Origin of the sequence: Streptococcus sp. CF8_St5-11 (genome assembly GCF_024295625.1) — a bacterium.
Classification (GTDB): domain Bacteria; phylum Bacillota; class Bacilli; order Lactobacillales; family Streptococcaceae; genus Streptococcus.
In genome coordinates, this window is record NZ_JANCOJ010000003.1 from 33702 (window position 1) to 49703 (window position 16002).

Here is a 16002-nt window from a genome sequence, read left to right on the forward strand (position 1 = left end):
TCCAAATAAAACAAGTATGAAAACAAGGAAAGGTAAGAAATAGTGGTTGATGTAAATCGTTTTAAAAGTATGCAAATCACCCTAGCTTCTCCAAGCAAGGTCCGTTCATGGTCTTATGGAGAGGTCAAGAAACCTGAAACAATCAACTACCGTACATTGAAACCAGAACGCGAAGGTCTCTTTGATGAAGTCATCTTTGGACCTACAAAAGACTGGGAATGTGCGTGTGGGAAATACAAACGAATCCGTTACAAAGGGATCGTTTGTGACCGCTGTGGGGTTGAAGTAACACGTGCGAAAGTTCGTCGTGAACGCATGGGGCATATCGAGTTGAAAGCACCTGTATCACACATTTGGTACTTCAAAGGAATCCCTTCTCGTATGGGATTGACCTTGGATATGAGTCCTCGTGCCCTTGAAGAAGTCATCTACTTCGCAGCTTATGTGGTGATCGATCCAAAAGATACTCCACTTGAGCACAAATCCATCATGACAGAACGTGAATACCGTGAACGCTTGCGTGAATACGGACCAGGTTCCTTTGTAGCTAAGATGGGTGCAGAAGCCATCCAAGACCTCTTGAAACAAGTGGATCTGGAAGCTGAAATTGCTCTCTTGAAAGAAGAATTGAAGACTGCAACTGGTCAAAAACGTGTGAAGGCTGTGCGTCGTTTGGATGTCTTGGACGCCTTCTACAAATCTGGCAACAAGCCAGAATGGATGGTCCTCAACATCCTTCCCGTTATTCCACCAGATCTTCGTCCGATGGTCCAATTGGATGGTGGGCGTTTTGCTGCCTCTGACTTGAACGACCTTTACCGTCGTGTGATCAACCGGAACAACCGTTTGGCTCGTTTGCTTGAGTTGAATGCTCCTGGGATTATCGTGCAAAACGAAAAACGGATGCTCCAAGAAGCGGTTGACGCTTTGATTGACAATGGTCGTCGTGGTCGTCCAATCACAGGACCAGGTAGTCGCCCACTCAAATCATTGAGCCACATGCTCAAAGGGAAACAAGGACGCTTCCGTCAAAACTTGCTCGGTAAACGGGTGGACTTCTCAGGACGTTCCGTTATCGCCGTTGGTCCAACTCTTAAGATGTACCAATGTGGTGTGCCACGTGAAATGGCCATCGAGCTCTTCAAACCATTTGTCATGCGTGAAATCGTTGCGCGTGATATCGTACAAAACGTTAAAGCGGCTAAACGCTTGGTAGAACGTGGAGATGAGCGTATCTGGGATATCCTAGAAGAAGTCATCAAAGAACACCCAGTTCTCTTGAACCGCGCACCGACCCTTCACCGTTTGGGGATCCAAGCCTTTGAACCTGTCTTGATTGACGGGAAAGCCCTTCGCCTGCACCCCCTTGTCTGTGAAGCCTACAATGCCGACTTCGATGGAGACCAAATGGCCATCCACGTACCGCTTTCAGAAGAAGCTCAAGCAGAAGCTCGTATCTTGATGTTGGCTGCTGAGCATATCTTGAACCCTAAAGATGGTAAACCAGTCGTTACGCCATCTCAGGATATGGTATTGGGGAACTACTACCTCACTATGGAAGAAGCTGGTCGTGAAGGCGAAGGCATGGTCTTTAAAGACCGTGATGAAGCCGTGATGGCTCTTCGCAATGGCTATGTTCACTTGCATACACGTGTCGGAATTGCGACGGATAGCTTGAACAAACCATGGACAGAAGCACAACAACACAAGATTCTCTTGACAACTGTTGGTAAGATTCTCTTTAACGATATCATGCCTGCAGAGCTTCCATACCTTCAAGAGCCTAATAATGCCAACTTGACAGAAGGTGTTCCAGCTAAGTACTTCTTGGAGCCTGGTCAAGATGCCAAATCAGCGATTGAGAAATTGGAATTAAACGTTCCTTTCAAGAAGAAGAATCTTGGAAATATCATCGCCGAAATCTTCAAACGTTTCCGTACAACTGAAACGTCTGCTTTCTTGGACCGCTTGAAAGACTTAGGTTACCATCATTCAACCCTTGCTGGTTTGACAGTGGGGATTGCCGATATTCCGGTCGTTGAAGATAAGGCAGAAATTATTGAAGAATCTCACAAACGTGTGGAACAGATCACGAAACAATTCCGTCGTGGTTTGATCACGGATGACGAACGCTACAATGCTGTTACAGCTGAATGGCGTGCAGCCCGTGAGAAATTGGAAAAACGCTTGGTGGATAACCAAGATCCGAAGAACCCAATCGTTATGATGATGGACTCTGGAGCCCGTGGTAACATCTCAAACTTCTCGCAACTTGCTGGTATGCGTGGTTTGATGGCCGCTCCAAACGGACGGATCATGGAATTGCCAATCCTGTCAAACTTCCGCGAAGGTTTGTCAGTACTCGAAATGTTCTTCTCAACTCACGGTGCCCGTAAAGGGATGACCGATACGGCCTTGAAGACCGCCGACTCAGGTTACTTGACTCGTCGTTTGGTTGACGTGGCCCAAGACGTCATTATCCGTGAAGATGACTGTGGAACAGACCGTGGACTTGTGATCCGTGCCATTACTGATGGCAAGGAAATGATCGAGCCACTTGAAGAACGCTTGACTGGTCGTTATACCAAGAAATCTGTTAAACATCCTGAAACAGGTGAAGTCATCGTTGGTCCAGATACCTTGATCTCAGAAGACCTAGCACGTGAAATTGTTAATGCTGGTGTGGAAGAAGTCACTATCCGCTCTGTCTTTACATGTAACACCCGCCATGGTGTCTGCCGTCACTGTTATGGTATCAACTTGGCGACTGGTGATGCGGTTGAAGTGGGTGAAGCAGTCGGAACCATCGCTGCCCAATCTATCGGGGAACCTGGTACACAGTTGACCATGCGTACCTTCCACACGGGTGGGGTTGCCTCAAATACCGATATCACTCAAGGTCTTCCTCGTGTCCAAGAAATCTTTGAAGCCCGCAATCCAAAAGGGGAAGCGGTCATCACTGAGGTCAAAGGGGAAGTCACAGCCATTGAAGAAGATGCTTCTACACGGACCAAGAAAGTCTTTGTTAGCGGAGCAACTGGTGAGGGTGAATACGTTGTCCCTTACACTGCCCGCATGAAAGTCGAAGTAGGAGATCAAGTCTCTCGTGGTGCGGCTCTGACAGAAGGGTCTATCCAACCGAAACGTCTCCTTGCCGTTCGTGATGTCTTGTCGGTTGAAACTTACCTTCTTGCGGAAGTACAAAAAGTATACCGTAGCCAAGGGGTAGAAATCGGCGACAAACACATTGAGGTAATGGTTCGTCAAATGATCCGTAAAGTACGTGTCATGGATCCAGGAGATACAGATCTTCTCATGGGTACGCTTATGGACATTACAGACTTTACAGATGCTAATAAGGATGTCCTTATCTCTGGTGGAGTTCCTGCGACTGCTCGTCCAGTCCTTATGGGAATCACCAAAGCCTCTCTTGAAACCAACAGTTTCTTGTCAGCTGCTTCCTTCCAAGAAACCACTCGTGTTCTTACTGACGCAGCGATCCGTGGTAAGAAAGACCATCTCCTTGGACTTAAGGAAAATGTTATCATTGGTAAGATTATTCCTGCTGGTACAGGTATGGCTCGTTACCGCAATTTGGAACCACAAGCGATTAATGAAGTTGAAATTATCGAAGAAGTGCCATTAACAGATGGAACAGTCGATGAAGTTCAAACAGCTGAAGTCGTAGAAGAATAAGAAAATAAGTCGGAACTACAAGTTCCGGCTTTTTTTGAAAAAATTATAAAAATTTATTATTTGAAAAATAATTGTATAATTATTGAATTATTTTTTTACCAAAAATATTAGCCCGGTAAAAGTCGTGCTGTAAATACTTACAATTAGTGATTATATGGATATGTATTCTAAACGTCAAAATAATAAAATGACTAACTATTAGTAATTTCTTTATAAAACCAAAAATCGGTTTGACAATTAAAGTCATTGGCGGTAGAATGAAAAAAGATGTACACAAATTAAAAAAATGTTGAATTACATGCATGTCAACGGGAGAAGTTTATGGGAAAATTGAAAATTATGGTTGTGTTTGGAACCCGACCGGAGGCCATCAAAATGGCCCCTTTGGTATTGGAGTTGCAAAAACAAAAGGAGGTTATTGAGACCATCACAGTGGTCACTGCCCAGCACCGTCAAATGCTGGACCAGGTCTTAGAAACCTTTAACATCGTACCTGATTACGATTTGGATATTATGGGAAAAAGCCAGACCTTATTGGACATTACCTCTAAAATTCTGAATCAATTAGATCCAGTTATCAAAAAAGAAAAGCCGGATATGGTGCTCGTCCATGGAGATACGACAACCACCTTTGCGGCGAGTCTGGTTGCCTTTTACAATCAAGTCCGCATTGGTCACGTCGAAGCTGGTTTGAGAACCTTTGATAAATATTCACCGTATCCTGAAGAGATGAACCGTCAAATGACGGATGATTTAGCGGATCTGTATTTTGCGCCGACAGGCGAAAGTAAGGCCAATCTCTTAAAAGAAAATCATCCGGAATCCTCTATTGTAGTGACGGGAAATACTGCCATTGACGCGTTGAAACTCACGGTTCAAGAGGACTATCACCACGAAGTGTTAGATCAATTGGATCCAGATAAAAAAGTCATCCTGGTCACCATGCATCGAAGAGAAAATCAAGGCCAACCCATGCGAGCGGTCTTTGGAGCTCTGAGAGAAATGGTGGATCAAGAACCGACTATTGAAGTGGTTTACCCAGTGCATCTTAGTCCAGCGGTCCAAGAGGCGGCAAACGATCTATTAGGAGATCATGATCGGATCCACCTCATTGAGCCTCTAGATGTGCTAGATTTCCACAACTTAGCTTCGAGAAGTTACTTTATCATGTCGGATTCAGGTGGGGTGCAAGAGGAGGCGCCATCATTAGGGAAACCGGTATTGGTATTACGCGATACAACGGAACGCCCAGAAGGGGTCAAAGCGGGAACTTTGAAATTAGTTGGAACGGATCCTGCCGTCGTCAAAACGACGATGACAGAGCTCTTAACCAACGAAAGCCTGTATCTTCAAATGGCAAATGCCCGAAATCCTTATGGGGATGGAAAAGCTTCTGAGCGAATCGTACAAGCCATTAAACATTACTTTGGCCAGGGAGAGGTTGCTGAAGAATTTCATGAGGGAGAGAAAGAATAAATGAAAAAAACGGAAAAGTTAAGTAGATGGTTGCTGATTTTGATTGTTTTCGAAGTACTTCTTTTACTTTACTGCTTGTTTTTTGCAAGAGAGATTCTGATTGAAGAAGGATTGTTCTTTGTTTTAGGATTATTTTCTGCTATTGTCTTATCGGATTTATTGTTGACATGGACCATCCTGTTGTCATTTGCCCTTGGGATTGTCTTTTTGGTGGCGGGTGTTGTCTATATCCCATTTCATCAAGCCTTGCTCTTGCTCTTTAGTTTTCCGATCTTGATTGGAATCTTGACCCGAATTCGCTATCACCTCTTTAAAGAGATTGCAAAAGTGAAGGATCAAGAGCCAGAAGCTTACGCAGATTACCGCAACCGCATCGCTTCTTATGGCGGACAAACCAATGATACGATTCAGGCCTTACTCATTCACTGGTCGCATGAGGAATTGTTCTTCCAATTGCAACCGAGAGAGTACAATCGGACCTTGAACCAAATCAACTATTTGTTAACGCATCATCTAAAGCCAAATGAAAGCTTGTATTATGTATCAGACGGTAATTTCTTGATCTTATCTTCTGATAGCGAGCGGGATCTGAAGAGCGATTATATGACGGTCTTAAAACCACAGTTGGAAGGACTGGTTTTCCAAGGAGAAGATGGGGTTCAGGGCATCCAATTTCAGTCAGGATTTCTTGTAGTGGATCAATCCAATCGAACCAAATACCATCGCTATAAAGAAATGATTCGTTACTTAAAACGTCAACTTGAAACAGATATTATTGTGGAATATTAGGAGGAAAACATGTCTCTTACAAATATATTTTTTAATATAGCTGTAGGCATCAGTGTATTTTTTGCCTTGTGCTTTATTGTATTATTTGTAGCTTATACGGTGATTTACCGCCGTGTCAATAAAAACTTTAAGGCGGTGGACCATGATTAGTCAAATTGTGATGATTATTGCCTTGATTTCGATCTGGTTATCCTTAGCCTGGGGCTTAGTAATCCTCTTTTCAGCCGTTCATTTTTGGTTTAAACACAGTGATTTTCGTGTTAATACGGATCCGCTTCCTTATTATCCAAAAGTGACCATTGTCGTACCCGCCCATAATGAGGATGTGGTTATTGCACAAACAGCCAAAGCGATCCTTGATATGAACTACCCACATGATCGTGTAGAATTACTGCTCTTTGCGGATAATTGTTCCGATCGCACCTATGAAGAGTGTTTGGCGGTTAAAGCATTGCCAGAGTATGCAGGACGTGATTTGACCATTATCAATCGAAGTGGGACAGGTGGGAAAGCCGGTGTGCTAAATGACGCTTTGGCGATGGCGACTGGAGACTATATCTGCGTCTATGATGCAGATGCCATGCCTGAAAAGAATGCTCTTTATTTCCTTGTGAAAGAAGTGCTCAAAGATCCAGAACGTCATGTAGCTTCTTTCGGTCGCAATAAAACACGGAATGCCAATCAAAACTTCTTGACCCGCTGTATCAACCAAGAAATTGTCGTTACCCAACGGGTTCATCATGTGGGCATGTGGCATCTCTTTAAGATTGGACGGATTCCAGGAACTAACTTCATTATTCAAACCGAATTCGTCAAGAGTATTGGAGGATGGAAAAACGGTGCCTTGACTGAGGATACGGATATTTCCTTCAAGATTATGCAAAGTGGGAAGTTGATTGCGCTAGCCTATAATTCAGAAGCCTTTCAACAAGAGCCAGAAACTCTGAAGAGTTACTATATGCAACGGAAACGTTGGGCCAAAGGGAATTATGAAGTGGTTCTTTCCAACTTCAAGCATTTATTTGGTAAGGGAAATTGGCGCGTGAAGTTAGAAGTGACCAACTATTCCTGTGTCTTCTTCTGGTTTAACGCAGCCATCGTCTTATCGGACTTGATCTTTTTTGCCAATATTCTGGCCATGTGTATCCATACAGTGGTGCCAGGTGTGCAAATTCCATTTGCCTTTGATTCAGAAAATATCTATATTGCGCAATTGATGTTGTTCAATTGGGTCTTGATGATTGGACTTTATCTGCTTCAGATTAATGTGGCTCTTGCCTCACAATTTGGTCAAGCCACTACCAAGCAAATTTGGTTGGCTTTGGCTGCCTATTTCACCTATTCTCAACTGTTTATCATTGTGTCGATTGATGCCATCTCTTCGATTGTGATGGATAAACTATTGCACCGGAAAGAAACCAAATGGGTTAAAACAAAACGATTCGCAGGATAGGAGAGATTATGAATACGAAAAAGATGAGATATGTATGGTTTCTAGTCATCCTTTGCATTTTCTGTTTGACCTTGTTTTTAGCGAGAACGAGAAGTAAAGTGGAGATGCGAAATCGAATTTATCGTCAGTGGAATGAGCATTTTGTTGTTTCAAAAGGGAAAGAATCCTATGTTCGAACCACCAATGATAGCAATCAAACGGTAGTGTTATCCGAGGCGCAAAGTTATGGAATGCTCATTACTGTTGCAGCTGCCGAAAAAGGACAAGCCCAACAAGCAGACTTTGACCGACTCTATCACTATTATCTAAATCATCGCTTAGAAGGTACCCAATTGATGTCTTGGAAACAAACCATCAGCAATGGGAAAGCAAAAGATGAGGATCATAACGCCACAGATGGAGACCTCTACATCGCCTATGCTCTTCTAAAAGCCGCTCAGCAATGGCCAAAGCAAGCTAAAGACTACCAGGCTCAAGCCAAAGCGATTTTAGAAGATATTCTCGCACACAACTACAATGAAGAAACTGGTGTGTTAACGGTGGGGAATTGGGCCAATCAGGACTCGGAATTTTATCATTTGATGCGGACGTCTGATACACTGCCAGCGCAATTCCAGATCTTTTATGAAGTGACAAAAGATTCGAAGTGGTTGGATATCAAAGAAAAGATGTTGCAGCAACTCCAAACAATCAGCTCCCAAACAAAAACTGGTTTACTACCTGATTTCATCTGGGTAGATGAGCAAGGAACGCGCGTAGCGGATCCAAAGACGATTGAATCCAAGTATGATGGTGCCTACTCGTATAACGCTTGTCGCCTTCCATACAACCTTGTTCAAAGTAAGGACGCAGCCAGTCAAAAATTGGTGAAAAAGATGCTTAACTTTTTCAAGAGTCAAAGAAACCTGTATGCAGGTTATGACTTGAAAGGGAAGGCCTTGAACAATCATCAGGCAGCAAGTTTTTTGGCACCGATTGTCTATGCCTCTGAACATGAAAAAGGCTATTTGAAGTTGGTGCAACAGAACAAGTATATCTTTACACAAGATCTACCTCTGAACAACTATTACGATGCAACCATGACAACCATGATTGCACTTGAATTGTTCTAAATACTTGAGAAGAGAGAGTTCCCCAAGATGGCTCGCCATTTTGTTGGGATTCTCTTCTTTTGATTCTCGAAAAAAGGACCCAATAGCAATTAGGCAGTCTATTTTCGAAAAATAATGGTGAAAATTGCCTGGAAACTACCTGAAAAATCATGCTCTGAGCAGAAAACTTTTATTCTCAAAGGATTTTCTATATAATAGAGGATACAAAGGATGGAAGAGTTTATGTATCGAGTGATTGAAATGTACGGGGACTGTGAACCCTGGTGGTTTTTAGAAGGTTGGGAAGATGATATCGTGAGTAGTCGGAAGTTCGAAGACTATTACCAGGCTTTGAAATACTACAAGCAGAAATGGTTGGAGTTAAATGAGCACTTTCCAAGTTATAAGAGTCGGAGTGACCTCATGACGATCTTTTGGGATACCAAGGAGCAAGAGTGGTGTGAGGACTGCAGTGAAGATGTGCAGTTTTTCCATTCGATTGTCCTCCTAGAAGACGAGCACAAGATCCCTAAAAGTAAGCTCCGCCCAGGCTACGAAAAGGAAAAAGGCAGTCGCAAGCACCGTTCTTGTCAATATACACTCGATTCAAAAAAGGGGACAACCCTGTCATAAGAGACATTCGGAAGATTTTTTAGAGCGATCTAGAAAGTCTTCTTTTTTTGTCTTCTTTTTCGAATAGTATAAGTGAGAGGAGGAACTATGGTTCAAGAAATTGCAAAAAAATTGATCCGCATGGGGAAAAAGGAAGAAGCTCAGGATCTTTACTTCATTCCTCGGAAGGAGGAGTACCAAGTTTTTATGAGGGTGGGAGACGAGAGGCGCTTTGTGCAGTCCTTCCCTTTTGAGGACATGACGGCTATTATCAGCCACTTCAAATTTGTAGCAGGGATGAATGTGGGAGAAAAAAGGCGCAGCCAGCTAGGATCGTGTGATTACCCTTTGGAGAATGGAGTGGTCTCGATTCGCTTGTCGACGGTGGGGGATTATCGTGGCTATGAAAGCTTGGTCATTCGGCTCTTGCATGATGAGGAACGTGAATTGCGGTTTTGGTTTGACCAGTTGCCGGACTTGCAGAAGAAATTGGCTGGTCGTGGGCTTTATCTTTTTGCGGGCCCCGTTGGCTCGGGAAAGACCACTCTCATGCATGCTTTAGCGCAAGAGCGCTTTGCGGACCAGCAAGTCATGTCTATTGAAGATCCTGTCGAGATCAAGCAGGATAATATGCTTCAGCTTCAGCTGAATGACCAGATCGGCATGACCTATGACAACCTGATCAAACTCTCCTTACGCCATCGGCCGGACCTTCTCATTATTGGAGAGATCCGAGATAAGGAAACAGCTCGTGCAGTCGTACGAGCTAGTTTGACAGGAGTCACCGTCTTCTCTACTATTCATGCCAAGAGCGTTCGAGGTGTTTATGAGAGGCTCTTAGAACTTGGAGTGAGTGAGGAAGAACTCAAGATTGTTTTACAAGGTATTTGCTACCAACGATTAATTGCAGGAGGAGGTGTGGTCGATTTTGCGACGGAAAACTACCAAGAGCACTCAGCCAGCCGCTGGAACCAACAAATGGATCTCTTGGCTCAATCGGGATATATCCAGCTGGCTCAGGCCCAAGCCGAAAAAATTATCTACCGCTAAACAAAAGCAAATCATCGAATTGTTTTTGAATCTTTATTCGAGTGGTTTTCACCTATCTGAGATTGTCGATTTTCTGGATCGCTCTCACCTAGTGGAGAGTCGTTTGGTTTCCCAGATGCGAGAGGATCTCTCGCGGGGGCGGAGTTTTTCAGAGATGATGGCGGGGATCGGTTTTTCAGATGCAGTGACGACACAGCTGTCTCTCGCTGAACTCCATGGCAATCTTGCATTGAGCTTGGAGAAAATCAGTGCTTACCTAGAAAACATGCGCAAGGTCAAGAAAAAGCTGATTGAGGTGAGCACTTATCCTCTTATCTTGCTTGGATTTTTAGTTCTGATTATGCTAGGCTTGCGCAATTACTTGCTTCCTCAAATGGATGCTCAAAATATTGGGACGCAATTGATCAGTTCCTTCCCCCAACTCTTTTTGGTCTTAGGAGCGGGACTGGTGACCTTCTTCTTACTCGGCTTTCTCTATTATCGAAAGTCAGGCAAGATCAACGTTTTTAGAACCTTGTCTCATCTGCCTTTCGGAAAAGGCATGATTCAAGCTTATTTGACAGCCTATTATGCCAGAGAATGGGGCAATCTGATTGGGCAAGGATTGGAGTTGTCTCAGATTTTTTCCATGATGCAGGACCAAAAATCCCAGCTTTTTCAAGAAATTGGAAGGGACTTAGCTCTTTCTTTAGACCGTGGCCAGTCCTTTTCAGAGACGGTCAGGGGGTATCCTTTTTTCAAAAAAGAATTGCCCCTTATGATTGAATATGGTGAAGTCAAATCAAAGCTCGGAAGTGAACTAGAGATCTATGCTGAAAAAACATGGGAAGATTTCTTTCGTCGGGTTCACAAGGCCATGAATGTGATACAACCCTTGGTGTTTGTCTTTGTAGCTCTTGTGATTGTCTTACTCTATGCAGCCATGTTGCTGCCGATTTATCAAAATATGGAGGTTCATTTATGAAAAAATTAAAAACCTATAAGGTTAAAGCCTTTACACTTATTGAAATGTTGGTGGTCTTATTGATCATCAGTGTGCTCTTATTGCTCTTTGTGCCGAATTTGACCAAGCAAAAAGACTCCGTGAAAGAGACAGGAAATGCAGCGGTTGTGAAGGTGGTCGAAAGCCAGGCTGAATTGTACGAGCTCAATCATACCAATGACCAAGCCACTCTAGCAAAGCTGATTGCGGATGGAAATATTACCAACAAACAAGCAGAATCTTATCGTGCCTATTATGCGAAAAATAGTGGAGAAACTCGTGCGGTTGCAGATTAAGGCCTTCACCTTGGTGGAGACCCTTCTGACCTTGATGATCGTCAGTTTTATCTATCTGGGCTTATCGGGATCGATCAGGACGAGCTTTCAGCAGGTGGAAGAAAAAGTATTTTTTGCAGAGTTTGAACACCTCTATCAAGAAAGCCAAAAGATAGCCTTGGCAAGGCAAACGGAATTGGATGTTGAAGTGACTGCAAGGAAGATTCAAACGCCCTACCAGACGGTGGAGATTCCTGATTCTGTCATTTTGCAAGATCCTAAAACTATTCGTTTAGACCGTGCAGGTGGCAATTCATCCCTGGCCAATGTTCACTTTCAGACACAGAGAGGAGTGGTGACCTATCAACTGTCGCTTGGAAATGGGAAAATTAAAAAAAGCATCCGTTCCCGCTAGTATTCTTATAGAATCCTTAGTTGCCTTGGGTTTATTTGCCATGATTACGACCTTATTGTTAGGGGAGATCCGGCGTTCGCGCAAGGAGCGACTAGCGGATTTCAAAGAGGTAGAGGTCATATCTGTCGCTCAAATGGCGCTTCAGACAGGGCAAAATCATCTGGAGGCCAATGGTATTCAGGTTCAAGTCGAAAAAGATGCCGATCAACTCACGGTCTATCATCAAGGGAAGGTGGTACTGCATGTGGAATAACGGAAAGGTCAAGGCCTTTACCCTGCTCGAAGCCTTGGTCGCTCTCTTGGTGCTCAGTGGGGGAGTGTTGGTCTTTCAAGGCTTGACCAAGCTCCTGCATGCTGAATTGGACTACCAGGCACATCAAAAGCAGGAAGAATGGATACTTTTTCAGCAACAATTGCAGGTGGAATTGGATCGGAGTCATTTTGAAAAAGTAGCGGACAATCATATCTACTTGGTTCAGGATCAAAAACCAATTGCCATTGGTCAATCGAAAGGGGATGATATCCGAAAAACAGATGATAAGGGCAGGGGCTATCAGCCTATGATTTCAGGGGTTCACTCTAGTCAGATTTGGCAGGAGGGAGAGTCGCTTCATCTGCGGTTGAATTTTGAAGATGGTCTAGAAAGGGAGTATGTCTACCATGTGGTACCAGCGATACAAAATGAAAAAAGTTAAGGCTGGTGTCTTGCTTTACGCTCTCTTGATGGCAGCGATTTTTAGTCTCTTGCTTCAGTTTTACCTGCACCGTCAGGTTGCGGAAAGACGGATCTTAAAGACGAGTCAAGATCGCCTTCGGGCCTATGCTTTGGTGCAAATGGCTCTTGAAAAGAGAAAGAGTGATGAGAAGACATCAGAGATTCATTTAAAATCTGGAACCGTTCAGCTAAAGAAGGATACTGGTTTTCTTCATGCCCAGGCTGAGATGGATGGCGAAAGCTATGAGTTTGTCCTTCCAGTAAGGGAAGAAAAAGAAAGTAAGAAGAGCCAAAAAGAAAAGAAGAAGACACAGAAAGATAAGGAGAAGGCAGGGAGCGAAACGCCTTCTGAAGAGACGCTAAACGAGACCAAGGAACCATCAGAAAATAGCGAAAAAGACTAATTTTTGGTATGATAGGGTGCGGAGGAAATCATGAATTTCGAAAAAATTGAACAAGCCTATACCTATCTATTAGAAAACACTCAAAGTATTCAAAATGAATTGTCGACTAACTTTTATGACGCCTTAATTGAACAGAATGCCATGTATTTGGATGGCAAGACGGATCTAGACATCGTTAAAAACAATAGCAAAAAATTAAAAGAACTAGGTTTAAGTAAGGAAGAATGGCGCAGAGCCTACCAATTCCTTTTTATGAAAGCTGCTCAGACAGAACCTTTACAAGCGAATCACCAGTTCACACCAGATGCGATTGGTTTTATCATTACATTTTTGATCGATCAGTTGGCCAAAGGCGACCAATTGGATGTCTTAGAAGTGGGAAGTGGAACCGGAAATCTCGCTGAGACCATTGTCAACAATAGCCGCCTCACGATTGATTACTTAGGATTGGAAGTGGATGATCTCTTGATTGATCTATCTGCTAGTATCGCAGATGTGATGGAGTCTAGCGTTGTCTTTGCACAAGGCGACGCGGTGCGTCCACAAGTGTTGAAAGAAAGTGACTTGATCGTTAGCGACTTACCGATTGGCTATTATCCAGATGATGCGATTGCACAGCGCTATCAGGTGGCGAGCTCCGAAGGCCATACCTATGCTCATCACCTCATGATGGAACAGGCTCTGAAATACCTGAAACCTCAAGGAGTAGCCATCTTTTTGGCTCCAAATAACCTCTTGACGAGCCCTCAGAGTGATCTGTTGAAAGCTTGGCTAACAGACAAGGCTCAAATCCTTGCCATGCTGACCTTGCCAGAATCTCTTTTTTCAAATCCCGCCTATGCTAAGACGATTTTCGTCCTACGAAAACAAGAAGAAGAGTCTGTTCAGCCCTTTGTCTATCCGTTTACCGATCTCCAGGATCAAGACCAGGTGGTTCACTTTATGGAAAGTTTCCAAAACTGGTTAAAGGATAGTGAAATTTGATCAAAGATCTGATATAATAGAGGAAGTGAAAACGCTTAATGAGGTGAATATATGTCGAAAACAATTTCTATTAATGCAGGAAGCTCTAGTTTGAAATGGCAATTGTACCAAATGCCAGAGGAAACTGTTCTTGCAAAAGGGTTGATTGAACGGATCGGTTTGAAGGATTCTATTTCAACCGTTAAATTTGATGGACGCTCTGAAAAACAAGTATTAGATATCCAGGACCATACACAAGCTGTAAAAATTTTGTTGGATGATTTGATTCGCTTTGATATTATCAAATCCTACGATGAGATTACAGGTGTGGGTCACCGTGTCGTTGCTGGTGGAGAATACTTCAAGGATTCTGCCTTGGTAGATGACGAAGTCCTTCGAAAAGTAGAAGAATTGTCTTTGTTAGCACCTCTTCATAATCCTGCAAATGCAGCCGGAATTCGTGCCTTTAGAGAGATTTGTCCAAATATTACCAGTGTTGTGGTATTTGATACTTCTTTCCATACAACCATGCCGGAAAAAGCTTATCGTTACCCTCTTCCAACTAAATATTACACAGAAAATAAGGTCCGTAAGTACGGCGCTCATGGAACCAGTCATCAGTATGTAGCTGGTGAAGCTGCTAAACTTCTTGGAAAACCATTAGAAGAATTGAAATTGATCACCTGCCACGTTGGAAATGGTGTATCTGTTACAGCGGTTGACAAGGGAATCTCTGTGGATACCTCAATGGGCTTCACCCCTCTAGGTGGAGTCATGATGGGAACCCGTACAGGGGATCTCGATCCAGCGATTATTCCTTACTTGATGGAGCATACAGAGGATTTCAATAAGCCTGAAGATATTAGCCGTATCCTCAATCGTGAATCAGGTCTTCTGGGTGTTTCTGGATCTTCTAGTGACATGCGGGATATCCATACAGCGATGCACAATGGAGATGAAAAAGCCAAATTGGCTTACGATATCTTTATCGATCGTTTGCAAAAATACATCGGTCAATACTTAGCAGTCTTGAATGGTGCAGATGCCATCATCTTTACAGCAGGAATCGGTGAAAATGCAGTAAATGTTCGTTCTTCTATTATCAATGGAATCAGCTGGTTTGGCTGCAAGGTCGACCCTGAAAAGAACGTCTTTGGAGTTGTCGGAGATATTTCTACAGATGATTCCCGTGTGAAGGTATTGGTGATTCCAACGGATGAAGAGTTGGTGATTGCGCGTGACGTTGAACGTTTCAAAAATCAGTAAACTGAAATAAAGTGAGAAGGCTGGAGGCGAAAGCCCCAGTCTTCTTATTTTATACAAGAAAGAGGTTGTCCATTGAAAAACATACAGTCTTTTATTCGAGAGCACCCATTATGTAAGAATGCCCTCTGGCTCCTTCTCTTTGTGCCCTTATTCTTTCTCTCACAATTCCCCCTCATCGCCATGGTTTATTCCCTTCAAGAAGGAGTGGATGCAAGGTGGGTCACTATCCTCACTCTCTTGGTGACAGTGGTGGTGCTCTTTGTTTTTTATAAGGTCATCAAGATGAGCCCTCTGGAGAACTTAGATGTTCGGGTCATTACCTGGCCGGCTTTGGGGAGAAATTTTCTTTTTCTTCTCTTATTGATGGCTAATAACCTGCTCGCCTATCCCTTGTTGAAACAAGAGGCAGGTGGTACAACAGCAAACCAAGCGGCTCTGAATGAACTACAATCTCATGCTCCTTTTCTTGCTATGGGTATGATCGTGATCCTTGTCGCTCCGATTCTAGAAGAGCTACTCTGTCGGGCCATTATCCCTCGTTTGATTTTTCGAGGGGCAGAACCAATCGGTTACCTAGCTGGTGCTCTCTTTTTTACGTACTTGCATGGACCGAGTACCCTAGGGGAATGGGTAGCTTACGGAGGCATGTCCTTGATCTTAACTTGGGTGGCTTATCGCTACAAGCGGATCGAATATAGCATTTGCCTTCACATGACCTTGAATGCGCTGGCTTATTATTATCCAGCTGTATTCCTCCTTTGTTTATTGCCGGTATCGAGAGTTTTCTTCCATGATAAATTATGATAAAATGGTAG

17 protein-coding genes are annotated in these 16002 nt (G+C 43.5%); all 17 read left to right on the top strand.

Going from position 1 to position 16002, the window contains the following annotated elements; translation table 11 throughout:
- The first annotated feature begins 42 nt into the window (after positions 1 to 42).
- Positions 43 to 3696: a DNA-directed RNA polymerase subunit beta' gene (rpoC, locus tag NMM13_RS06900; protein WP_254728563.1), complete on the top strand. Its 3654-nt coding sequence runs from the start codon at positions 43 to 45 to the stop codon at positions 3694 to 3696.
- A gap of 321 nt (positions 3697 to 4017) precedes the next feature.
- Entirely contained in the window at positions 4018 to 5172 is a 1155-nt protein-coding gene (wecB, locus tag NMM13_RS06905; protein WP_195529148.1) for a non-hydrolyzing UDP-N-acetylglucosamine 2-epimerase, read from the top strand.
- A complete protein-coding gene (locus NMM13_RS06910; RefSeq protein WP_023919656.1) occupies positions 5173 to 5961 on the top strand; it encodes a hypothetical protein in 789 nt (262 codons plus the stop codon). It begins immediately after the preceding gene.
- 9 nt (positions 5962 to 5970) lie between these two features.
- Positions 5971 to 6111: a hypothetical protein gene (locus NMM13_RS06915; RefSeq protein ID WP_003004308.1), complete on the top strand. Its 141-nt coding sequence runs from the start codon at positions 5971 to 5973 to the stop codon at positions 6109 to 6111.
- Positions 6104 to 7414 carry a glycosyltransferase gene (locus tag NMM13_RS06920; RefSeq protein ID WP_049472878.1) on the top strand — a complete coding sequence of 437 codons (1311 nt, stop codon included), beginning with the start codon at positions 6104 to 6106 and terminating at the stop codon, positions 7412 to 7414. Before NMM13_RS06915 ends, NMM13_RS06920 begins: the two co-directional genes overlap by 8 nt.
- A gap of 8 nt (positions 7415 to 7422) precedes the next feature.
- On the top strand, positions 7423 to 8526 hold the full coding sequence (locus tag NMM13_RS06925; RefSeq protein ID WP_254728561.1) for a glycosyl hydrolase family 8: 1104 nt from the start codon (positions 7423 to 7425) through the stop codon (positions 8524 to 8526).
- Between the two features lie 222 nt (positions 8527 to 8748).
- Entirely contained in the window at positions 8749 to 9138 is a 390-nt protein-coding gene (locus tag NMM13_RS06930) for a DUF1033 family protein (protein WP_254728593.1), read from the top strand.
- Positions 9139 to 9225: 87 nt separating this feature from the next.
- Entirely contained in the window at positions 9226 to 10167 is a 942-nt protein-coding gene (gene comGA, locus NMM13_RS06935) for a competence type IV pilus ATPase ComGA (protein ID WP_254728559.1), read from the top strand.
- On the top strand, positions 10100 to 11131 hold the full coding sequence (comGB, locus tag NMM13_RS06940) for a competence type IV pilus assembly protein ComGB (RefSeq protein WP_254728591.1): 1032 nt from the start codon (positions 10100 to 10102) through the stop codon (positions 11129 to 11131). The genes comGA and comGB overlap by 68 nt, the downstream gene beginning before the upstream one ends.
- Positions 11128 to 11445, top strand: coding sequence for a competence type IV pilus major pilin ComGC (gene comGC / locus NMM13_RS06945; RefSeq protein ID WP_101770912.1), 318 nt, complete (start codon positions 11128 to 11130; stop codon positions 11443 to 11445). Before comGB ends, comGC begins: the two co-directional genes overlap by 4 nt.
- Positions 11405 to 11839, top strand: coding sequence for a competence type IV pilus minor pilin ComGD (comGD, locus tag NMM13_RS06950; RefSeq protein WP_173018791.1), 435 nt, complete (start codon positions 11405 to 11407; stop codon positions 11837 to 11839). Before comGC ends, comGD begins: the two co-directional genes overlap by 41 nt.
- Positions 11805 to 12092, top strand: coding sequence for a competence type IV pilus minor pilin ComGE (gene comGE / locus NMM13_RS06955; RefSeq protein ID WP_368077075.1), 288 nt, complete (start codon positions 11805 to 11807; stop codon positions 12090 to 12092). The genes comGD and comGE overlap by 35 nt, the downstream gene beginning before the upstream one ends.
- Complete coding sequence (gene comGF, locus NMM13_RS06960) at positions 12082 to 12534, top strand: competence type IV pilus minor pilin ComGF (protein ID WP_003004681.1); 453 nt, start codon at positions 12082 to 12084, stop codon at positions 12532 to 12534. Before comGE ends, comGF begins: the two co-directional genes overlap by 11 nt.
- A complete protein-coding gene (gene comGG, locus NMM13_RS06965; protein WP_229100841.1) occupies positions 12491 to 12958 on the top strand; it encodes a competence type IV pilus minor pilin ComGG in 468 nt (155 codons plus the stop codon). The genes comGF and comGG overlap by 44 nt, the downstream gene beginning before the upstream one ends.
- 30 nt (positions 12959 to 12988) lie before the next feature.
- Positions 12989 to 13942 carry a class I SAM-dependent methyltransferase gene (locus NMM13_RS06970; RefSeq protein WP_155168055.1) on the top strand — a complete coding sequence of 318 codons (954 nt, stop codon included), beginning with the start codon at positions 12989 to 12991 and terminating at the stop codon, positions 13940 to 13942.
- Between the two features lie 51 nt (positions 13943 to 13993).
- Complete coding sequence (locus NMM13_RS06975) at positions 13994 to 15187, top strand: acetate kinase (RefSeq protein WP_023919646.1); 1194 nt, start codon at positions 13994 to 13996, stop codon at positions 15185 to 15187.
- 72 nt (positions 15188 to 15259) lie between these two features.
- The gene (locus NMM13_RS06980; protein ID WP_195529149.1) at positions 15260 to 15991 is read left to right on the top strand and encodes a CPBP family intramembrane glutamic endopeptidase; all 732 of its coding nucleotides are present in this window, start codon (positions 15260 to 15262) and stop codon (positions 15989 to 15991) included.
- Positions 15992 to 16002 lie beyond the last annotated feature (11 nt).